We start from the raw sequence: 21,034 nt of genomic DNA, 5'->3' as shown, positions 1-21,034 counted from the left end.
AAACAACGGCACGTCGGAGCATTGAAAACGCAGGATCGAAGACATGTCTGATGCTGAGCCTCGACAGATCGAGGCGGCCGACCGCAGCCTCCTGATCGTCGATGACGACAAGGCGTTCCAGCAGCGCCTGGCCCGGGCGATGGAGAAGCGCGGCTTCGAGGCCGACACCGCCGACAGCGTGCGCGAGGCCGTCGCCAAGCTGGGCGCGGCGCCGCCGGCCTTCGCGGTGGTCGACATGCGGCTGGAGGACGGCAGCGGCCTCGACGTGATCGAGGCCCTGCGCCGCGTCCGTCCGGATGCCCGGGCGGTGATCCTCACCGGCTACGGCAACATCGCCACGGCGGTCACTGCGGTGAAGCTCGGCGCCATCGACTACCTGGCCAAGCCGGCGGATGCCGACGACGTGTTCGCCGCGCTGACCCGCCAGGGCGACGAGAAGGCGCAGCCGCCGGAAAACCCGATGTCGGCCGACCGGGTGCGCTGGGAACACATCCAGCGCGTCTACGAACTGTGCGACCGCAACGTCTCGGAGACGGCGCGCCGGCTCAACATGCACCGCCGTACCCTGCAGCGCATTCTCGCCAAGCGGGCGCCGCGCTGACCGGAGAGAGCCGTCCCGTCCGGCTGCCCCACGGATGCCACGTTCGCTGCCTAGGCGGTGACCGGAACGGGTTTCGGTCTTGGAGTAAAGAGCCCATGCAGTCGACGCCGGGCCGCTTCGGCCCATTCGGATGTGCCGGTGCCGCAACCGCTTTGCTTGTCCTCTCCCTCGTGGCTCCGGCGGCGGCGCAGACGTTGCCGCAGGAGTTGCGCATCTCGGTCGTGCCCGCCGAGCCGGGGATCCGCTCCGTGCTGGTCAACCGTAAATACCGGCCGATCGTCTCCCGCGGCGTCGAGGGCGTGGTGGTCGAGACGGTCACCTCCTCCGTCGAACCCGGCTCCGTCACCTGCCAGGTCGAGCTGGAGGTAACCTTGGAAAACAGCCGCGTGCTGCGGTCCGAGGCGGACATCTGCGCCGCCGGCGGCAAGCTGTTGATCGACGTCAAGAGCAACCAGGGGTCGCCCGGCCGCGCCCGTGTCGTGCCGCTCGACGGTTCCGCCGGTGAAACGGCAGGCCAGACGGCAGGACAGGCCCCCGCATCGACCCCGGGCCAGACCGCCGGACGGACGTCTGGACAGGCCGCCGCAACGCCGCCGGCCGAGACCCGCTCCCCCGTCGAGGCCCGGCCGCAGCCGGCCGACCGGGCAGCCCCGCCGCAGGATCGCGCCGCCGCTCCGTCGCCTCAGCCGGATCCGGTGCCCGAGCCGGCGCCACGCGACCTGTCGTCGATCGTCGCCGAGGCGCTGGACCGGCCCGCCGCCCCCGCGTCCGATCCCGGCTCCACTTCCGGTCCCGCTTCCAGTCCCGGTCCGGTCGCCGGCGACCTGCGGCCGACGCAGCAGGAGCTTCCGGCCGAAGCGGTCGCCGAGCGCGTCTGGTCGGTTGCCGGCACGGATCTGGGCTCGCCGGCCGCGACGCTGGTCCATGGCCTTGCGGATACCGACGACGTCGATTTCACCGCCACCTGCGTGCCCCAGTCCGGTCTCGCGACAGTGCGGTTGACGGGTCGGGACACGGCTGTCGATCGGGGCCGGAACGTGTCCGTTGCCCTGCGCGCCGACGACTTCTATGTCGGCTACGACGCCGCCGGCTCCGACGCTCGCAACCGGTATGGCCAGCCTGTCCCCGAATTCGCCGTCGCGATGACCGATCCGCTTTGGGACGCGCTGGCGCGCAAGAGCGCGCTCGAGGTCTCCCTCGACGGCGGCCCCGCCTATTCGGTGTCGCTGAAGGGCAGCGCCAGGCCGGTGCGCCTGTTCGTCGCTACCTGCGCCGAGCCGCAGCAGATTGTCGAGACGGCGCCGGCCGGCGACCTGGACGCCGCCGGCGGCCAGGGCGACGTCGCCTGCACCGAGGTCGGCCGCATCCGCTCGCCCGAGGGCGGCTATCGCGGCCGCATCCTGTTCCGCAACGCCCGCAACGAGCCGGTCGACGTGTCCTGGATCGACTATTTCGGCATGCAGCGCCACTACGCCCGCCTGCAGCCCGGCCAGGTCCTCGATCAGGAGACGTTCCTGTCCCATGCCTGGCTGGTCACCGGCTCCGGCGGCCGCTGCCTCGGCGTCTACGTCAGCCGCAGTCCGTCCCAGGAGGTGATCGTCCGGCCGCCGGCGCAGCCGGCCTGGGGCGCAGGCCCGGAGGCGGTCGCCGGTGCGGCACCGGTTGTCGCCGAGTATCTCTGCGCCGCCGGCGTCGACCTGCAGGTCACCTTCGACCATGGCCGTCAGGTCGCGGTGGTCGCGGAATTCGGCCGCATGCCGGTCACCCTGCCGATCCGCTCGGCCGGGCCGGACTTCCTTTACGAAGAGGCAGGGTACAGCCTGGCCGGCCGGATCGACAACGCGACCTGGTCGAGACCCGGTCTCGATGGGGTCTTCTGCGCGCGCCGATAAGAAGTTCTGAAGGAACATTCGCGGAAAGTTTAAGTTAAAAACCTCGTCATAATTTACAATATAAGGCTTTTTTTACAGGTGCTGCCCTCAATGTTGGGTAGATTAAACCCGAACAAGGGCTCGAACCATGTCCTTTGCCCGCCTTCCGCTGGTCTGGAAAATAAGCATTCCGCTGCTTACGATTTTCGCCTTCACCATCGTGCTGGCCATCGTTAGCCTGACGGCCCTGCGCTCGGCGATGCTCGACGAGCGCAAGCTCAGCATCGAGCACATCACCCGGACGGCGCAGTCCATCGTCGCCAGGTATCACGAACTCGAGAAGAGCGGCGAGTTGTCGACGGAAGTCGCCCAGGCGGCGGCGAAGACCGCCGTGTCGGCCATGCGCTACGAAGACGGCAACTACGTGTTCATCTTCGACTATACCGGCATGACCCTGGTTCACGCCAGCCCGACCCTGGTCGGCACCGACATGATCGGCATGACCGACAAGAATGGCGTGCAGGTCATCAAGGGCCTGATCGACATCGGCAAGCAGGGCGGCGGCGCGCTCGCCTACATGTGGCCGCGCGCCGGCAGCGACGTGCCGATCGAAAAATACAGCTGGGCGGAAGGGTTTGCGCCGTGGGGCTGGATGATCGGCACGGGCGTCTACATCGACGACCTTGACGCGGCGTTCTGGAACCAGGCGCTGCTGATCGTGGCGATTGCCGCGGGCGGCGCGGTGCTGGCATTCCTGATCGCCTTCGCGGCCATCCGCAGCATCAATGCGCCGATCGCCAGGCTGACGGCGAACATGAACACGCTTGCCGAAGGCGACAGTGACATCGTCATCGAGGGTGCCGACCGCGGCGACGAGATCGGCCAGATGGCGGCGGCGATGGAGGTGTTCGTTCGCAACGAGGCGAGCCGCAAGCGGCTGGAGGCCGAGCAGCTGGCGCGCCAGGACGAGGCGGTGCGCCGGGGCGCGGAGGTGCAGCGGTTGAGCGTGGAGTTCGACAGCCGGATCACGGCGATGATGGGCGTGATCGAGCAGTCGGTGAAGCGCCTGCAGGAGGCCTCCAGCGAGATGACCGCGGGCGCGGAGCAGACGACGCGCCAGAGCGGCCTGGTCAATTCGGCGTCGGAGCAGGCGGCGCGCAACGTGGAAACGGTGGCGGCGGCGGCCGAGGAGCTGTCGGCGTCGGTGTCGGAGATCCGCCGCCAGGTGCAGGCCTCGACCCAGATCGCCTCCAAGGCGGCGACCGAGGCGGGTTCGACCAACAGGCGCATGCACGGCCTGTCGGAGGCGGCCGGGCGCATCGGCGAGGTGGTGACGTTGATCCAGGCGATCGCCGAGCAGACCAACCTTCTGGCGCTGAACGCGACCATCGAGGCGGCGCGCGCCGGCGAGGCCGGCCGCGGCTTTGCGGTCGTCGCGGCGGAAGTGAAGGAACTGGCCAACCAGACCTCCAAGGCGACGGAGGAGATCTCCAGCCAGATCTCGGCGATCCAGCAGGAGACGGAACAGGCCGCGGGCGCGATCTCGTCGGTGACGCAGATCATCGACCAGATGAACGACATCGCGGCCTCGATCGCGGCCTCCGTGGAGCAGCAGGGCGCGGCGACGGCGGAAATCGCGCGCAACGCGACGGAGGCCTCGCGCGGCACGATGGAGGTGACCTCCAACATCGGCGCGGTGTCGGACGCGGCGCGCACGACGCGCACGGCCGCCGAGACGGTCGACGCCTCGGCCCATCAGTTGGAGGAAAACGCCGCCCAGCTGCGCGCCCAGGTCGCCGACTTCCTCACCGGTGTCCGCAGCCAGGCGGCCTGACACGCGCCGCGACCCGAAAGGACCGAGCCCCGCCGGACCCCTCCGGCGGGGCTTTAGACCGCTGCCAAACCTCCAGACGCGTCATCCCGCGCGCAGCGAAGCGCAGATACGGGATCGGTGAGCCGGGGGCCTCTCGGTCTCCTTCATTGACATCATCGACACCGCGGCTCTCCGGTTCCGGCTCGCAGCTCACGCTTGGCCGGAACGACATCGGAGAGGCTTTTCCGGATTGGGGCCGCCTCAGATCTTGCGCAGCGCCACCGTGGCGACGCGATGGCTGGCGTCCTTGGTCAGGATCAGGTCGGCGCGCGGCCGCGTCGGCAGGATGTTCTCGCGCAGGTTCTCCAGGTTGATGTTGGCCCAGATGCTGCGCGCGGTCTTTTCCGCCTCCTCGTCGGAGATGCGCGAGTAGCGGTGGAAATACGAGCCCGGATCGCGGAACGCGGTCTCGCGCAGGTGCATGAAGCGTTCCACGTACCAGGTCTCGAGGATGTCCTCCGGCGCGTCAATATAGACCGAGAAGTCGAAGAAGTCGGAGACGAACGGCACCGCCCGCCCGTCCTTGGGCAGCTCGCGCGTCTGCAGCACGTTCAGTCCCTCGACAATCAGGATGTCCGGCTTGTCAATTGTCACCGAATGGCCGGGCATGACGTCGTAGTAGAAGTGCGAATAGACCGGCGCCCGCACGCTGCGCCTGCCGGCCTTGATGTCGCTGAGGAACTTCAGCAGCGCCGGCCGGTCGAAGCTTTCCGGGAAGCCCTTGCGCTGCATCAGGCCCTGAGCCTCCAGCACGGCGTTGGGGTAGAGGAAGCCGTCGGTGGTGACAAGGTCCACCTTGGGGCTTGCGGGCCAGCGCGCCAGCAGCGCGCGCAGCACGCGCGAAGTGGTCGACTTGCCGACCGCCACCGAGCCGGCGACGCCGACGATGAACGGCGTCTTGCCGTCGTTGATGCCGAGGAACTTCTTGGTCGCCTGATGCAGCAGCAGCGTCGCCTCGGCGTAATAGGCAAGCAGCCGCGACAGCGGCAGGTAGATGCTCTCCACCTGCGCCATCGACACCGGGTCGTTGAGGCCCTGCAGCTCCGCCACTTCGGCCGCCGTCAGGGTCATCGGCGTATCGGCCCGCAGGCGGGCCCATTCGGCTTCCGTGAACACCCGGTAAGGCGACAGGTCCATGCTGTCGGTCCGGGAGATGCTCTGGTCCATGTGCTGTCGCAGTCCTGGCTGCCCTGGATCGCCCGGATCCGGCTCGGCCGGCTCGGCGCGCCGTCGTCCGGGGATCGATTTCGTCCTGGCGGAGCGGGGCGCCGCGCGTGAAGGCGCGTCCCGTTCCCTGTCTCGGGCCCTGTCTCGGGCCCTAGTCGGCCGGCCGGGAAGCCTTCTCCTCCAGGCCCGTGCGCCCGGTGCGGGCGGCGAGCTCGGCCATCACCTCGTCGAGGCCGACGCCCGACACCCTGAGCACCACCAGCAGGTGGTAGAGCAGGTCGGCCGCCTCGCCCTTCAGCCCGGCGCGGTCGCCGGCAACCGCGGCGATCGCCGCCTCCACGGCCTCCTCGCCGAGCTTCTGGGCGCATTTCGCCACGCCTTTGGTGACAAGCTTGCGCGTGTAGGACGCCTCGTCGTCGCTGGCCGCACGGGCGGCGACGATGGCGTCCAGATCGGCAAGGGTAAAGTCGGTCATGGCTGGTTCGGTTCCCGGCAACTCAGGAGTCATATACCGCATTGCGGCAGCGCGTCAGATATCCATTCGCATGGGGATGCCGGCTGCGGCCATGTGCGCCTTGGCCTCGTGGATCGTGTAGGTGCCGAAATGGAAGATCGACGCCGCCAGCACCGCCGTGGCATGGCCGTCGCGGATGCCCTCGACCAGATGGTCGAGCGTGCCGACGCCGCCCGAGGCAATCACCGGCACCGGCACCGCGTCGGCGATCGCCCGCGTCAGCGCGATGTTATAGCCGGCCTTGGTGCCGTCCCGGTCCATCGAGGTGACCAGCAGTTCGCCGGCGCCGAGCGCCACGACCTGTTTCGCGAACGCCACCGCGTCGATGCCTGTCGGCGTCCGGCCGCCGTGGGTGAAGATCTCGAACCGCTCCGGCTCGCCCGCCGCATTGACCTGCTTGGCGTCGATGGAGACGACGATGCACTGCGAGCCGAACTTCTCTGCCGCCTCGCGCACGAACTCCGGGTTCTTCACCGCCGCGGTGTTGATCGACACCTTGTCGGCGCCTGCGACCAGCAGCTTGCGGATGTCCTCGATGGTGCGCACGCCGCCGCCGACGGTCACCGGCATGAAGCAGGCTTCCGCCGTCCGCCGCACCACGTCGAAGATGGTGTCGCGACCCTCGTGGCTGGCCGTGATGTCGAGGAAGCACAGCTCGTCGGCGCCGGCCGCGTCATAGGCCTTGGCCGCCTCGACCGGATCTCCGGCGTCAACCAGGTCGACGAAGTTGACGCCCTTGACGACGCGGCCGTCCTTGACGTCGAGACAGGGGATAACGCGGGCCTTGAGGGTCATGACGCCGCCTTTCTGGCCCCACGAATCAGAGCCATCGCTTCCTTCGGGTCGAGCCGGCCGTCGTAGAGCGCCCGGCCGGAAATCGCGCCTTCCAGGATCGCGCAGTCGGGTTCGAGCAGCCGCCTGACGTCCTCGATCGAGGCCAGCCCGCCGGAGGCAATCACCGGAATGAAGACCGCACGCGCCAGCTCCAGGGTTGCCGGAATGTTGAGCCCCTTGAGCACGCCGTCGCGGTCGATATCGGTGTAGACGAGCGCGGCGACGCCGGCGTCCTCGAAGCGCCTGGCCAGCTCGATGGCGGTCAGGTCCGAGGTCTCCGCCCAGCCCTCGACCGCGACCCGGCCGCCGCGCGCGTCGATGCCGACGGCGATCCGTCCCGGAAAGCGCCGGCAGGCGGCCTTGACCAGGTCCGGATCGCGCACGGCCGCCGTGCCGAGGATGACCCGGGTGATGCCCTTCGCCAGCCAGGCCTCGATCTGCGCGAGCGTGCGGATGCCGCCGCCGAGCTGCACCGGGTTCTTGGTCGCCGTCAGGATGGCGTCGACGGCGGCGCCGTTGCGGCTCTCGCCGGCGAAGGCGCCGTCGAGGTCGACCACGTGCAGCCACTCGAAGCCCTGGTCCTCGAAAGCCTTCGCCTGCGCGGCCGGATCGTCGTTGAACACCGTCGCCTGCGCCATGTCGCCCAGCTTCAGGCGCACGCACTGGCCGTCCTTCAGGTCGATGGCGGGGAAGAGAATGGTCATGCGGTCTGTGGTTCCCGGGTGCCGGCGGGCGGTGCCCGCGGGCCCTGTTTCGGATCGAAGGCCGGTCAGAGGCCTTCGACGATGACGAGATGGCCGTCGGCGCACGACTGCCGGATCTTCGCCGCGATCTGGTATTCCGGCGAATTGTAGCAGTCGAGCGCCTGCTGCTTGGTTTCGAATTCGATCACCACGTGGCGCTCGCCGAGGTCGCCCTCCATCGACGCATGGTCGCCGCCGCGGGCGAGGAACCGCGCGCCGTATTTCTCGAACGCCGGCTTGGCCGCGGCGACATAGGCCGGATAGGCCTGCGGGTCGCGGATCTTCACATGGGCAATCCAGTAGCCTTTCGCCATGAGGCTCCTCCTTTTCAAGGCGTCCAGTCCAGGAAATTGGCAATCAGCCCGAGACCGAGCCGCTGGCTCTTCTCCGGGTGGAACTGGGTGCCGACCATGGTGTCCTTCGCCACCATCGCGGTGAAGCTGCCGCCGTAGTCGAAGGTCGCCAGCCGGTCCTCTTCGCGCGCCGTGGCGAAGTGGTAGGAATGCACGAAATAGGCGTGCAGCCCGTCCGCCCCCGTCTCCAGTCCGGCCAGCACCGGATGGCCGGCGGGGCGCACGTCAATGGTGTTCCAGCCCATGTGCGGGATCTTCAGCGACGGATCCGACGGCGTCATCTCGGCGACGTCGCCGGCAATCCAGTCCAGCCCCTCGACCGTCTCGAACTCCAGGCCGCGGCTCGCCATCAGCTGCATGCCGACGCAGATGCCGAGGAACGGCCGGCCGTGCCGGCGCACCGCCTCTTCCAGCGCCTCGATCATGCCGGGCACGGCGGCGAGCCCGCGCTTGCAGTCTGCGAAGGCGCCGACGCCGGGCAGCACGATCCGGTCGGCGCGCGCCACGCGATCCGGGTCCGCGGTGACGATGACGTCGGGCGTGCGCGCATGCGCCCGCGCGGCCCGCTCGAACGCCTTGGCGGCCGAGCGCAGGTTGCCAGAGCCGTAGTCGATGATGGCGACGCTCATCGGCCCGCCTCCGGGGCGGTCGGGGCCAGTGTCAGCCCGACCACCCGCTCGGTGCCGATGCGCGGCACGATGCCGGTTCCGGCCTGGGCTCCCGTACCGACCTGCGCGGGCGGGGTCGCCAGGCGCCGGGCGCCGGCCGCGCTCCAGGTCCGGAAGAAGCGGCTCTCCGCCTCCTCGATGTCAGAGCCCGAGGCGACGCCTGCCAGGCGCCAGCCCTTCCGCTCCAGCGACCAGCGCCGCAGCGCATTGGCCTCCAGGCCGATCAGGACGGCGAGCAGGAACGCTGCGACGCCTGGCCCCGGCCCGCCAATGAAGCGGGCGGCCGCCTCCAGCGCCACAGTCGCGGCGAGATAGGCGAGCAGCGCCAGCCACATCCGGTGCCACAGCAGCCACAGGCCGGAAAACGCCAGCGCGCCCCAGGAAAATCCCTCGCGCAGGAACAGCAGGCGATCGGCCGCTCGCGCGGTTGCCTCGCCTGTGCCGACCTCGGGCGGCACCATGACCATGTAGACGCTCATCGCTTGCGCTCCTCAGCCGCCGAGCTGGCCCTTGGTGGTCGGGATACGGCTGCCCTGGCGCGGGTCGATCTCGACCGCCTTGCGCAGGGACCGCGCCACCGCCTTGAAGCAGGTTTCCGCGATATGGTGGCAGTTCGAGCCGTAGAGATTGGCGATGTGCAGGGTGATGCCGGCGTTCATGGCGAAGGCGCGGAAGAACTCCTCGAACAGCTCGGTGTCGAACTCGCCGATCTTCGGCCGGGAGAACTCCACCTGCCAGACCAGGAACGGCCGCCCCGAAACGTCGAGCGCGCAGCGCGTCAGCGCCTCGTCCATGGCGAGATGCGTGTCGGCGTAGCGGGTTATGCCGGCCATGTCGCCGAGCGCCTGACGGATCGCCTGGCCGAGCGCGATGCCGGTGTCCTCCACCGTGTGGTGGAAGTCGATGTGGGTGTCGCCTTCGGCGCGCACGGTGATGTCGATCAGAGAATGGCGCGCAAGCTGCTCCAGCATGTGATCGAAGAAGCCGACACCGGTCGCCACGTCATAGGCGCCCGTTCCGTCGAGTGTGACCTCGACCTGGATGCGGGTTTCCTTGGTGGTGCGCGAAATCGTCGCTGAACGCATCTGTCGTCCTTCCGTCGGCCGGCCGCGATCTGGTGCCGGCGAAGCCGCGCCGTTTTAGCAGGCCGGTCCGGTCAATGAAAGGTCCATGGCCCGGCGCGCACGACAAGCCGCGGCCTAGGTCTGCCTGCAGCAGCGATGGCGACGGCCTCCCTGGTTGAGGTTCTGGCCGCCGCTCCGCCCCCGCGGCTGGCGCTGCCGCGCCGCCGGTGCTAGGAAGTCCCGGTCAGCACTCGAATCCAGTCCTTGCCCGGGAGACCGCGCCGTGTCCGCCAGCCCCTTCGCGCCGACTTCCGCCGTCGGCCGCCTCGTCCTGCCGCTCGACGTGCCGACCGTCGAGGCCGCACGCGCCCTGATCGCGGCGACCAGGGGCGCCGTCGGCGTCTACAAGATCGGCATGGAACTGCAGTTCGCCGGCGGGCTGGAGCTCGCCCGCGAGCTCGCCGCCGAGGGCGTTGACGTCTTTCTCGACGTCAAGCTGCTCGACATCGACAACACCATCATGAGCGCGGTCCGCACCATCGCGACCATGGGCGTGCGCTTCGTGACCCTGCATGCCTATCCGAAGACCATGCGCGCGGCCGTCGCCGCGCTGCGCGACACCGGCACCACCGACCTCTGCCTGCTCGGCGTCACCGTGCTGACCTCGCTCGACGAGGACGATTTGAAGGCCGCCGGCTATCGCGGCCCGATCGCCGAGCTGGTCGCCGCGCGCGCGGCCGACGCCCGCGCCGCCGGCATGGGCGGCATCGTCTGCTCGCCGCTGGAGGCCGCCGCCATGAAGGCGCTGGTCGGGGCCGAACTCGTCGTCGTCACCCCCGGCGTGCGCCCGGCCGGCAGCGACGCCGGCGACCAGAAGCGCGTCATGACTCCCGCCGAGGCGATCCGCGCCGGCTCCGATTATCTCGTCGTCGGCCGGCCGATCTCCCGCGCCGCCGATCCCCGCGCCGCAGCCCTCGCCATCGCTGCCGAGATCGACGCTGCCCTCTGACCCGGCCGCCTGCCTTTTCGAGGCAACCGGTCGGATGCTTGTCGCTCGCCTTCCTCCTTCTGGGAAAAGGTCAATGGACGCCGGCGTCGATTCGCACCTGATATTTCCGGGTCGTTGTGCAGGCTGACGGCGCGAACAGCGGCAAACTCGCCAGAACGAGACCGATTTTGCGCGTCGGCCCCCTCCCACGCAGCGCTCGCGGCGATGGCTACAATGCAAGTCGGCATGTGGGGTGCGGGTGTGGGATGACAGCACCCGACGATGCCTGATCCTGTGGAAATTTGGTTATGGGATTTTGGCGCACCCGACAGGATTCGAACCTGTGACCTCTGCCTTCGGAGGGCAGCGCTCTATCCAGCTGAGCTACGGGTGCAGACCGCAGGCCGGCGGGGCGCCGGACGGATAGATGCTCCTGATACAGGATTGCCGGCGGAGGGGCAACGGCTTTGTCATCGCTGCCGATGGGCAGCCGCGCCGGCCGAACGCAGGGAACGTGACCGGTTCGCCCGGACGCGGCTGAGGACGCGGCTGAGGGCAAAAAAAGTCGCGCAGAGCCTTCCGGCCGCGCGACGAAGGTTACTGTGCACATGGCCCCATCGACCACGGGGGCGGACTTTACTCCGACTTTCTGTGCAAGTCATTACGCATTTTCAGGCTCGATGAAGATGAAAACATTCCGACATATAGAATCCTGAATGTCTATCCTGCATCACGGGCAGTCTACCTTCGGGGCCGGGTAGGCGGCGTTGCCCGCGGCGACGACCTGCACCCGCGTCACGCCCTTGTCGACGAAGCCGAGCTCGCGCGCGGCGCGGCGGCTGACGTCGATGATACGGTTCTTAACGAAGGGTCCCCGGTCGTTGACGCGCAACGTCACCGAGCGGCCGTTGTCGCGGTTGACGACGGTCACCAGGGATCCGAACGGCAGGCTGCGGTGGGCGGCGGTCAGCGTCTCGGGGTCGGCGCGCTCGCCGCTCGCGGTGCGGCTGGTCAGCTGGTACCACGAGGCCAGGCCGCACTGGACCGGCGCCGCTTCCGTCCGGGCGGGAATGGCGACTGCAAGCGCGCAGACAAGGAGTGGGATGAGGTGGAGCGAGGCCGGCAGGCCGCGGCGCAGGAGGCAGGCAGGGGTCATGGATCGCTCCCGGCAGAGTTTCGGTGGGGCGTCGTCTGACCGGTCAATGGGGCCATAATGTGACCCCAGCAGACCAGATCATCCCTGCGTGCCCTTGGCCGAAAGCGCAACAAGTTCGAATTTTATTAAATCAATAAGAAATTCGTTATGTTTAGTTCTTATTTACCGACGTGCCAAAACAAGCGATGGATACGTGGTTCAGCGCGATTTACTGGGTTTCTTTCGTGGTAAACACTTGGCTGTTTCGTTGACTTCGTTTGTATGAGCCTCGATGCCGCCGTTCACGCGGCATCTTGTCGAGAGGAAAGACTGTTGACCGACAGCGCCCGGAACACGTTGCTCGCTTCAAGTGCTTCCGATCCGGAGGATCCTGCCGGCGCCGATGCGCGCCTGGACGATCTGCTGCGGCTGCTGCCGCAGCCTTTCGCCTTCGTGTCCGGCACCGGCGTGGTGCTGCGGGCCAATGCCGGCTTTGCCGAGCTGTTCGGCCTCGGCCTCGGTTGCGCGGCCGGGCGCAGCCTCGCGGATCTCGTGGGGGAGGCCGGCCTGCACAGGCTGCGTCCGGTGCTCGAGGCGGCGCGGGCCGGCGTGCCCGCGCGCACCGAAACCTGGCTCGCGCCGCCACACGCGGAACCGTGCTTCGCCGAGGTGGCCTGCCGGCCGGCGGGCCGCGCGGCCGGCGTCGAGGGCGCGGTCGTCGTGCTGGCCCACGACCTGACCGAACAGGCGCAGGTCCGGGCGCGCCTGCGGTTCGCTGAGCAGGCCTTCGCCGCCCTGTCCGGCCGGGCCTACCTGATCGGCCCGGACCTGCGCATCCGCGCCGGCCTCTGCGCCGGCGGGGCGCGGCAGCGGTCGCAGGCGGACGAAGCCGGCGCCCATGTCGCCGATCTGGTCGGCCGCGCGGTGTTCGACAACGTGCTGGAGGCGCCGCTGCGCAAGGCGCTGGCCGGACGCCCCGCCCGGCTCTACGCGCTCGTGCCCGATGGGGACGACGGCGCCGGCGATGCCGAGATTCATGTCGGGCCGTTCGTCGGCGAGGATGACGCGATCGAGGGCGCGCTGCTGGTTCTGCGGTCAGACGAACTGGCCTGCCAGCGCACGCGCGAGCTCGAGCGGCTGGCGATGGAGGACCCGCTCACCGGCCTCGCCAATCGGCGCGCTTTCCAGAAATCCCTTGAAGAGGAACTGACCAAGGCACGGACGGGGATCTCCGAAGGCTTCGCCCTGCTTGCCATCGACCTCGACGACTTCAAGGCGCTCAACGACCGTGGCGGCCATGCGGCGGGAGACGCCATGCTGTGCCGGATCGCCGCCCAGCTCGGCGCGCTGGCGGCCGAGCGCGGCTGCGTCGCGCGGCTCGGCGGCGACGAATTCGCCGTGCTGCGCTACGGCGCCGATCAGGACGAGGCCAATCGCCTCGCCCGTTCCATCGTCGAGGCGCTGGAAGCGATCCGTCTCGAATGGGACGGGGCTCTGTTTCGCGTAGGCTGCTCGATCGGCGTCGCGGTGCTGGACCGACAGTTCGTGCGTACGATGAACGCCACCGCCAAGGACGTGCTGCACTGGGCCGACCAGGCCTGCTTGACCGGCAAGGCCACCGGGGGTGGCCAGGTGCGCCAGTTCCAGGTCGGCGATCCGCTGCTGGCGGCGCGGCGCGACGATCTCGCCAATGTCGCCACGGTCGAACAGGCGCTTGCCGACGACCGGCTGACGCTGTTCGCCATGCCGGTCGTCGACCTCGCCACAGGCACGCCGGTGATGGACGAAATCCTGCTGCGGGTGCGCGGCGAGGGGGAGCGCATCCTGCGGCCGGGCGGCATGATCGCCTCGGCCGAACGACACGGCCTGATGCGCCGTATCGATCACTGGGTGATCGACGGCGTGCTCGACCGACTCACCGGAGAGCCCGGGCTCGGCCCGGTGTCAGTCAACCTGTCGGCGCAGACCATCGGCGATCCGCTGTTCCTGGAAACGCTGCAGGCGCGGCTGGCACTTAATCCGCGGCTGGCCGCAAGACTGTGCTTCGAACTGGCCGAGACGGCGGTCGCCCGCGACACCGTTGCGGCGGCGACGCTTGTGGCAACGCTCAAGGACCACGGCTGCCGGGTCGCCATGGACGACTTCGGCGGCGGCTGGTCGACCTCCGCGCACCTGCGCCAGCTGCAGCTCGACTGGCTCAAGATCGACGGGTCGATCGTGCGCACGATCGCCTCCGACCCGGTCCAGCATGCCGTTGTCAAAGGCATCGTCTGCGTGGCGCGGGAGCTCGGCATCGATCTAATCGCCGAACATGTCGAGGATCCCGATACCGCCGACATGCTGCAGGACCTGGGTGTGGCGATGGGCCAGGGCTTCCTTTTCGGCGAGCCGGCGCCGTGGCGTGCGCTGTGACGGCGGCGAACGTCTGCCACACCGCGCCGGCGGTCCGGTCCGGGCTCGAAAAGGAGCCGGGGACCGATGCCCGCCGGGAGCCGGCAATCACACGTCGAGGTTGGCGACGCTGAGCGCGTTGTCCTGGATGAATTCGCGCCGCGGCTCGACCTCGTCGCCCATCAGCTTGGTGAAGATGTCGTCGGCGTCGTCTGCCTCCTTGACCTTCACCTGCAGCAGCGAGCGGACGTTCGGATCCAGGGTGGTCTCCCACAGCTGCTCGGGGTTCATCTCGCCGAGGCCCTTGTAGCGCTGCAGGCTGATGCCTTTGCGACCAAAGGCGAACACCGTGGCGAGCAGGGCCTGCGGGCCGCGGATGGCGGTTTCGCTGTCCTTTCGACGCAGGCTCGCGGCCTTGCCATAGATCTCCTGCAGATGCTTAGCTTGGGCGTCGAGCCGGCGCGCGTCGGCGGACGCGAGTAGGGCGGCATCGATGGTCGCCACTTCCTCGACGCCGCGCACGGTGCGCCGGAAGACCAGGCTGCCGTCGTCGCGCGCCTCGCCGGTCCAGCCGCGCTCGAACTCGTCGGCCAGGATGTCGAGGCGGCGGGCGATGTAGGCGGCCGCTTCCGCCGCCTTGGCGGCATCATGCAGCGTCTCGGGATTGAGCGCCCCGGCGATCGCCGCCTGTTCGACGACCGCCCGGTCGTAGCGCGAATGCAGACCGTCGAAGATGGCGTTGATGCTGCGCGCCGTCTCGACCACGCTGCGCAGGTCCGCGCCCATCCGCACCTCGCCGCTGGCGAGGGTGAGCGAGGTATCCTCCAGACCCTGGCCGATGAGATAGTCCTCCAGCGCCGTCTGGTCCTTCAGGTACTGTTCGGACTGGCCACGCTTGACCTTGTAGAGTGGCGGCTGGGCAATGTAGATGTGGCCGCGCTCGATCAACTCGGGCATCTGGCGGAAGAAGAAGGTCAACAGCAGCGTGCGGATATGCGCTCCGTCGACGTCCGCGTCCGTCATGATGATGATCTTGTGGTAGCGCAGCTTGTCGAGGTTGAACTCCTCCTTGCCGATGCCTGTGCCGAGCGCGGTGATCAGCGTACCGATCTCGTTGGAAGACAGCATCTTGTCGAAGCGTGCGCGTTCGACGTTGAGGATCTTGCCGCGCAGCGGAAGGACGGCCTGGTTCTCGCGGTGGCGGCCCTGCTTGGCGGAGCCGCCGGCCGAGTCGCCCTCGACCAGGAACAGCTCGGCCTTGGCCGGGTCGCGCTCCTGGCAGTCGGCCAGCTTGCCGGGCAGGGAGGCGATGTCGAGCGCGCCCTTGCGGCGGGTCAGTTCGCGCGCCTTGCGCGCCGCCTCGCGGGCGGACGCCGCCTCGACCACCTTGGACACGACAGCCCTGGCGCGCGCCGGGTTCTCTTCCAGCCACTCGGCGAGCGCCTGGTTGATGACGTTCTCGACCACCGGGCGCACTTCCGAGGACACCAGCTTGTCCTTGGTCTGCGACGAGAATTTCGGGTCGGGCACCTTCACCGACAGGACGCAGGTCAGGCCCTCGCGGCAGTCGTCGCCGGTCAGCGACACCTTTTCCTTCTTCAGCAGGCCGGAGCTGTCGGCATAGCCGGTCACCTGGCGGGTCAGGGCGGCGCGGAAGCCGGCCAGATGGGTACCGCCGTCGCGCTGCGGGATGTTGTTGGTGAAGCACAGCACCTGCTCGTGGTAGCTGTCATTCCACCACAGCGCCGCCTCGACGGTGATGCCGTCACGTTCGGCGCCGACGGTGATGGGCGCCTCGACCAGCGGGTGCTTGGCCCGGTCGAGATAGCGCACGAAGGCCTCGAGACCACCTTCGTAGAACAGCTCGACGGCCTTTTCCTCCACCCCGCGCCTGTCGGTCAGCAGGATACGCACGCCGGAATTGAGGAAGGCCAGCTCGCGCAGGCGGTGTTCCAGGGTGGCGAAGTCGAACTCGATGCGGGTGAAGGTCTCCGGCGAGGGCAGGAAGGTGACCTCGGTTCCCTTGCGCCCGTTCGAGGGGCCGACCTCGACCAGGGGGGCTTCCGCGTCGCCATGGCGGAAGCGGATGAAATGCTCCTTGCCGGCGCGCCAGATGCGCAGTTCCAGCCAGGTTGAAAGCGCGTTGACCACCGATACGCCAACGCCGTGCAGGCCGCCGGAGACCTTGTAGGAGTTCTGGTCGAACTTGCCGCCGGCATGCAGCTGGGTCATGATGACCTCGGCCGCCGACACGCCCTCCGTCGCATGCACGTCGGTCGGGATGCCGCGGCCGTTGTCGGTCACGGTCACCGAACCGTCGGCGTTAAGCGTCACGGTGACACGGTCGGCATGGCCGGCCAGAGCCTCGTCGATGGCGTTGTCGACCACCTCGTAGACCATGTGGTGCAGGCCGGAGCCGTCGTCGGTGTCGCCGATGTACATGCCCGGCCGCTTGCGCACCGCATCCAGGCCCTTGAGGACCTTGATCGAGTCGGCGCCGTAGTCCTGGGGATCGGCCGCGCCGGCGGGCGGAGTGTTGTCGGGAAGCGAAGTGTCGGTCATCCGAATCAGTCACCGTTCGGTCAGGGGTTCAAGTATCCGTTATACGGGGTTGGCCGGGGGGTTCAACAGCACCGATCCGTCGCCGGCCGGCGGGCGTCCATTGTCGTGGAAAACCACGAAATTCCGGCCATTTTAAGGGCCTTCGCCGGCTCAGGACAAACGCGTTGCCCGATTGCCCGCCACCGCGAGGATCTCCGAGCCCGCCGGCATGGCCTCGAACAGGCCGGCATCGGTTCCGGTCATGACCACCTGGCAGGCCAGCGCCTCCAGGCGAGAGAACAGCGCGGCACGTCGGCCCGGGTCCAGATGAGCGGCGATCTCGTCGAGGAGAAGCACCGGCGTCATGCCCGCGACGGCCGCCGTCAGGTCGGCATGGGCAAGGATCAGCCCGACCAGAAGCGCCTTCTGCTCGCCGGTCGAGGACTGCGCTGCCGGAATGCCCTTGGCTGCGTGCTGGACGACCAGGTCGCTGCGGTGCGGCCCGCAAAGTGTCCGTCCTGCTGCCCGGTCGCGCGTGCGGCCGTCGCGCAGCATCCGGCGCAGCCGATCCTCCCGGTCGGAGGCGCCGAGACCTTGCGTTTCGACCTCGAACTCGCCGTCGACCGCGAGCAGGGCGCGCGGAAACGGCAGCCCGGTCGCCGCCTGGGCGTCAATGCATCCCTGCAGCAGGCTGACCGTTTCGCCGCGCGCCAGCGCCACCGCCGCGCCGAGTTCGGCGACCTGGCGTTCGATCGAGTCCAGATAGGCCGCGCTGCCGCCCTCTTCGAGCAGGCGGTTGCGCTGGCGCAGGGCGCGCTCGTAGTCGTTGACCCGGCGGCCGTGGGTCGGGTCGAGCGACAGGGTCAGCCGGTCGAGAAAGCGGCGGCGCTCCGAGCCCGGTCCGGTGAACAGCCCGTCCATCGACGGCACCAGCCAGAGCACACGCAGATGGTCGAGCAGGGCCTCTGAGGAGCGCGCCTCGGTGCCGTCGATGCGCACCCGGCGGCCAGCCTCGCCCGGTGTATAGCCGGTGCCGATTACCGTCTCTCCGGCCTGTGTTCGCAGCAGCGCCGAAATCGCCCAGCCGCCTGGTCCGTCGAGGCGCGCGATGTCGGCCAGGGCGGCCCGCCGCAGCCCGCGTCCGGCGGTAAGCAGGGAGATCGCCTCCAGGATGTTGGTCTTGCCGGCGCCGTTGTCGCCGACTAGGGCGACCAGCGGCGCGGACGGCTCCAGCACCAGGAGCGAATAGTTGCGGAAGTCCGTCAGGGTCAGGCGCTCGATCGCCACCGACACTCGGCTGGACATGGAACCCCTTCCGGTCGCCTCCAGCGGCGGGCAGTGGCGGGGCGCCACTGGGGACCCCGCTCCGCCGCATGGGCGCGTCAGACGCGCATCGGCATCAGGACGAACAGGCAATCTTCGGCCGCGTTGTCCTGCACCAGCGTCGGCGAGCCGGGGTCCGCGAGACGGAACAGCGCCGTGTCGCCGGTGAGCTGGGCCGCAATGTCGAGCAGGTAGCGCGAGTTGAAGCCAATCTCCAGCGGGTCGCTGTCGTACTCGACCGCCAGTTCTTCGGTGGCGCTGCCCGAGTCCGGGTTGTTGACCGCCAGCACCAGGCGTCCTTCCGACAGCGCCAGCTTCACGGCGCGGCCGCGCTCGGAGGAGATCGTCGAGACACGGTCGACCGCCTCGCGGAACTCGTCGCGGTCGACGCGCAGTTCCTTGTCGTTGTGCTGCGGGATGACCCGGCCGTAGTCCGGGAAGGTGCCGTCGATCAGCTTGGAGGTCAGCACCACCGGCCCGGTGGTAACGCGGATCTTGGTGTCGGAGATCTCGACCTGCACTTCCGCCTCGCGATCCTCCAGCAGCTTCTGGATCTCGCCGACGGTCTTACGCGGCACGATGATTCCCGGCATGCCGGCGGCGCCAGCCGGCGCCGGCACCTCGGCCTGGGCCAGGCGGTGACCGTCGGTCGCCACGGCGCGGAACTTCTGGCCCTGGGGCGTGTCGACCGTGTGCAGATAGATGCCGTTCAGGTAGTAGCGCGTCTCCTCGGTGGAGATGGCGAACTGGGTGGTGTCGATCAGCTTGCGGATCGCGCCTGCCGACAGAGTGAACTGGTGGCTGAACGTGCCCGCGGTCAAGTCGGGGAAATCGGCTTCGGGCAGCATCTGCAGGGCGAAGCGCGAGCGCCCGGCGCGGATTTCCAGCGTGGCGTTGTCGCCAGTGGTCTCCAGTACCACCTGCGAGCCTTCCGGCAGCTTGCGCACGATGTCGTAGATCATGTGCGCGGGTACCGTGGTGCCGCCGGGCGCCTCGATCATGGCGGGTACGGTCTCCAGAACTTCCAGGTCGAGGTCGGTCGCCTTCAGCTTCAGCGCTCCATGCTCGGCGCGCAGCAGCACGTTCGACAGGATCGGGATCGTGTTGCGGCGCTCGACAACCCGGTGCACGTGCGTCAGGGACTTGAGGAGGTCGGTCCGCTCGAGGGTCGCTTTCATGCGCGTCGTCCGTGTACTCGTGAAGGACCGGGCAGCACGGCCCGGCCGAAGGAAACAGGGTGCTCCGCAGGGATCGGAGCGGGGCACCGACCCTGCCCTCAACCGACCGGAAAAGCAAGAGGGGCGCTCGCTTCGGCGCCCCTCCTTTCGTCTGTCCCGCGGACGTCGCGCAAAGGCGCCGCGCTCAGGCGTCGAGCATGCGCTTGAGCAGCTCCAGTTCTTGGGCGAGGCCGATGTCGGCGCGGGCCATCTCCTCGACCTTGCGCACCGCGTGCAGGACCGTGGTATGGTCCCGATTGCCGAAGCGGCGGCCGATCTCGGGCAGCGAGCGCGGCGTCATCACCTTCGCCAGGTACATGGCGATCTGGCGCGGACGGACGATGGTGCGGGTGCGCCGCGCCGACAGCAGATCCGCCTTGGTGACGTTGTAGTGCTTGGAGACCACGCGCTGGATGTCTTCAATCTTGACACGGCGCGGCTCGCTGGTGCGGATCAGGTCGCGCAGGGTCAGTTCGGCCATGTCCTGGGTCACCGGCTGGTTGGTCAGCTGGTTGTGGGCCACCAGGCGGTTGAGCGCGCCTTCCAGGTCGCGTCCGGAGGACACCACGTGGCGCGCCACGTAGTCGAGCACGCCGTCCGGGACGGTGAAGTTCGGATAGGACTTCTTAAGCGTCGCGACGCGGGCGCCGAGGATGTTGCGGCGCAGGGCGAAATCCGGCTCGGCAATGCCGACCACAAGACCGCCGGACAGGCGCGAGCGCACCCGATCGTCGAGCGTGTCGAGCTCGGACGGCGCCCGGTCGGCGGCAACGATCACCTGGCGTGCGCCGTCGATGAGCGCGTTGAGGGTGTGGCAGAACTCCTGCTGAACCTGCTTGCCGTGCAGGAACTGCATGTCGTCGATGAGCAGCAGGTCGATGGTGCGCAGGGTCTCCTTGAACGCCAGCGCCGACTGCGCCTTCAGCGCCGCGACGAAGCGGTACATGAAGTGCTCGGCGGTGAGGTAGAGCACCTTGCGGCCCGAAGCGCGCGCCTTGGTGGCGACCGCCTGCATCAGATGGGTTTTGCCGAGGCCGACCGCGGCATGCAGGTACAGAGGGTTGAAGGTGACCGCGCCGCCCGACGCGACCTGCTTGGCCGCCGCCAGCGCCAAGCCGTTGGACTCGCCCTCCACGAAGGTCTCGAAGGTGTATTTGGGATCCAGCGCCGCGCCCTGCAGCACGTCGCGGGCGCCGGCATCGGCCTCGCCGCGGCCGAGCGCCGCCGTCGCCGCCTGCGCGGCCGCCACCGCGTTGGTGTCGGCGAAGGAGATCGGCCGGACGTCGTTGGCCGGGGCGATGGCCCTCTTGGCGACCGGCAGGGGGGACGTGAGCGGCGTCGAGGCCTGGCGCGGCCGCATGGCGCCGCGCACGGTCAACTCGATCCGGTGAACGCCCTCGCATTCGCGCTGCCACAGGCCCATCAGGCGGTCGCGGTAGTTCGACTGGATCCACTGTTTGAGGAACCGGGTGGGTACCGACAGCCGCACCGTCCCGTCACAATGCTCCTCCAGATCGACCCGCGCGAACCAGCTGGAGAACACGTCGTCGCCCAGTTCCGCGCGCAACCGCTTCTTGACCCTGTTCCAATGATCGGGGCCGGTGTCTTCCTGAACCTGCATCTCGTCTCGCCTCCGTCGATCGTCGAGGCAACGATCCGCCACAGCCGTTGCCTCCGCCATTATGTGTGCCGTCTATGCGGCGTTTGTGGGTCCTTCCGGCGACAATCGTGGACCCGGTGCAGCGATACCA

18 protein-coding genes and 1 tRNA gene are annotated in these 21,034 nt (G+C 68.7%); 5 read left to right on the top strand and 14 right to left on the bottom strand.

All coding sequences use genetic code 11. From position 1 onward, the window contains the following. Window positions 1-43 precede the first annotated feature (43 nt). From SL003B_RS00100 to SL003B_RS00090, 3 genes are all read left to right on the top strand, one after another. Window positions 44-601 carry an ActR/PrrA/RegA family redox response regulator transcription factor gene (locus tag SL003B_RS00100; protein WP_013650781.1) on the top strand — a complete coding sequence of 186 codons (558 nt, stop codon included), beginning with the start codon at window positions 44-46 and terminating at the stop codon, window positions 599-601. A 95-nt stretch (window positions 602-696) separates the two neighbouring features. Continuing rightward, the gene (locus SL003B_RS00095) at window positions 697-2,493 is read left to right on the top strand and encodes a VHL beta domain-containing protein (RefSeq protein ID WP_013650780.1); all 1,797 of its coding nucleotides are present in this window, start codon (window positions 697-699) and stop codon (window positions 2,491-2,493) included. A 127-nt stretch (window positions 2,494-2,620) separates the two neighbouring features. Continuing rightward, on the top strand, window positions 2,621-4,306 hold the full coding sequence (locus SL003B_RS00090; RefSeq protein WP_013650779.1) for a methyl-accepting chemotaxis protein: 1,686 nt from the start codon (window positions 2,621-2,623) through the stop codon (window positions 4,304-4,306). 240 nt (window positions 4,307-4,546) lie between these two features. On the opposite strand, the gene coaA is transcribed toward SL003B_RS00090, so the two are convergent. The 8 genes from coaA to hisB form a co-directional block, all read right to left on the bottom strand. Then, window positions 4,547-5,512, bottom strand: a complete 966-nt coding sequence (coaA, locus tag SL003B_RS00085; RefSeq protein ID WP_013650778.1) for a type I pantothenate kinase — start codon at window positions 5,510-5,512, stop codon at window positions 4,547-4,549. A gap of 151 nt (window positions 5,513-5,663) precedes the next feature. Further along, window positions 5,664-5,987 (bottom strand): phosphoribosyl-ATP diphosphatase, encoded by a 324-nt coding sequence (locus SL003B_RS00080; protein WP_013650777.1) that lies wholly within the window; start codon window positions 5,985-5,987, stop codon window positions 5,664-5,666. A gap of 54 nt (window positions 5,988-6,041) precedes the next feature. Continuing rightward, window positions 6,042-6,821 carry an imidazole glycerol phosphate synthase subunit HisF gene (gene hisF, locus SL003B_RS00075; protein WP_013650776.1) on the bottom strand — a complete coding sequence of 260 codons (780 nt, stop codon included), beginning with the start codon at window positions 6,819-6,821 and terminating at the stop codon, window positions 6,042-6,044. Next, window positions 6,818-7,564: a 1-(5-phosphoribosyl)-5-[(5-phosphoribosylamino)methylideneamino]imidazole-4-carboxamide isomerase gene (gene hisA, locus SL003B_RS00070; RefSeq protein ID WP_013650775.1), complete on the bottom strand. Its 747-nt coding sequence runs from the start codon at window positions 7,562-7,564 to the stop codon at window positions 6,818-6,820. Before hisA ends, hisF begins: the two co-directional genes overlap by 4 nt. 65 nt (window positions 7,565-7,629) lie before the next feature. Further along, on the bottom strand, window positions 7,630-7,917 hold the full coding sequence (locus tag SL003B_RS00065) for a DUF1330 domain-containing protein (RefSeq protein WP_013650774.1): 288 nt from the start codon (window positions 7,915-7,917) through the stop codon (window positions 7,630-7,632). A 14-nt stretch (window positions 7,918-7,931) separates the two neighbouring features. Continuing rightward, window positions 7,932-8,585 (bottom strand): imidazole glycerol phosphate synthase subunit HisH, encoded by a 654-nt coding sequence (gene hisH, locus SL003B_RS00060; protein WP_013650773.1) that lies wholly within the window; start codon window positions 8,583-8,585, stop codon window positions 7,932-7,934. Then, a complete protein-coding gene (locus SL003B_RS00055; protein WP_013650772.1) occupies window positions 8,582-9,103 on the bottom strand; it encodes a DUF2628 domain-containing protein in 522 nt (173 codons plus the stop codon). The genes hisH and SL003B_RS00055 overlap by 4 nt, the downstream gene beginning before the upstream one ends. A 12-nt stretch (window positions 9,104-9,115) precedes the next feature. After that, window positions 9,116-9,709 carry an imidazoleglycerol-phosphate dehydratase HisB gene (hisB, locus tag SL003B_RS00050; RefSeq protein WP_013650771.1) on the bottom strand — a complete coding sequence of 198 codons (594 nt, stop codon included), beginning with the start codon at window positions 9,707-9,709 and terminating at the stop codon, window positions 9,116-9,118. Between the two features lie 262 nt (window positions 9,710-9,971). On the opposite strand from hisB, the gene pyrF reads away from it, so the two are divergent. Further along, a complete protein-coding gene (gene pyrF / locus SL003B_RS00045) occupies window positions 9,972-10,697 on the top strand; it encodes an orotidine-5'-phosphate decarboxylase (protein WP_013650770.1) in 726 nt (241 codons plus the stop codon). Between the two features lie 296 nt (window positions 10,698-10,993). Here pyrF and SL003B_RS00040 read toward each other — a convergent pair. Both SL003B_RS00040 and SL003B_RS00035 read right to left on the bottom strand, forming a co-directional pair. Then, window positions 10,994-11,070 (bottom strand) — tRNA-Arg (locus SL003B_RS00040). Window positions 11,071-11,406: 336 nt separating this feature from the next. After that, on the bottom strand, window positions 11,407-11,832 hold the full coding sequence (locus tag SL003B_RS00035) for a septal ring lytic transglycosylase RlpA family protein (RefSeq protein ID WP_013650769.1): 426 nt from the start codon (window positions 11,830-11,832) through the stop codon (window positions 11,407-11,409). A 312-nt stretch (window positions 11,833-12,144) separates the two neighbouring features. On the opposite strand from SL003B_RS00035, the gene SL003B_RS00025 reads away from it, so the two are divergent. Continuing rightward, entirely contained in the window at window positions 12,145-14,223 is a 2,079-nt protein-coding gene (locus SL003B_RS00025) for a putative bifunctional diguanylate cyclase/phosphodiesterase (protein ID WP_049792525.1), read from the top strand. Window positions 14,224-14,310: 87 nt separating this feature from the next. Here SL003B_RS00025 and gyrB read toward each other — a convergent pair whose 3' ends face one another. The 4 genes from gyrB to dnaA form a co-directional block, all read right to left on the bottom strand. Beyond that, entirely contained in the window at window positions 14,311-16,764 is a 2,454-nt protein-coding gene (gyrB, locus tag SL003B_RS00020) for a DNA topoisomerase (ATP-hydrolyzing) subunit B (protein ID WP_013650767.1), read from the bottom strand. Window positions 16,765-16,914: 150 nt separating this feature from the next. After that, on the bottom strand, window positions 16,915-18,048 hold the full coding sequence (recF, locus tag SL003B_RS00015; RefSeq protein ID WP_013650766.1) for a DNA replication/repair protein RecF: 1,134 nt from the start codon (window positions 18,046-18,048) through the stop codon (window positions 16,915-16,917). A 77-nt stretch (window positions 18,049-18,125) separates the two neighbouring features. Further along, entirely contained in the window at window positions 18,126-19,244 is a 1,119-nt protein-coding gene (gene dnaN, locus SL003B_RS00010) for a DNA polymerase III subunit beta (RefSeq protein ID WP_013650765.1), read from the bottom strand. 184 nt (window positions 19,245-19,428) lie between these two features. Further along, window positions 19,429-20,904: a chromosomal replication initiator protein DnaA gene (gene dnaA, locus SL003B_RS00005; RefSeq protein ID WP_013650764.1), complete on the bottom strand. Its 1,476-nt coding sequence runs from the start codon at window positions 20,902-20,904 to the stop codon at window positions 19,429-19,431. Window positions 20,905-21,034: the final 130 nt, after the last annotated feature.

The organism is Polymorphum gilvum SL003B-26A1 (genome assembly GCF_000192745.1).
Lineage (GTDB): Bacteria > Pseudomonadota > Alphaproteobacteria > Rhizobiales > Stappiaceae > Polymorphum > Polymorphum gilvum.
The sequence above is the reverse complement of the archived record's forward strand: the minus strand, read 5'-3'. Positions and strand labels throughout refer to the sequence as shown.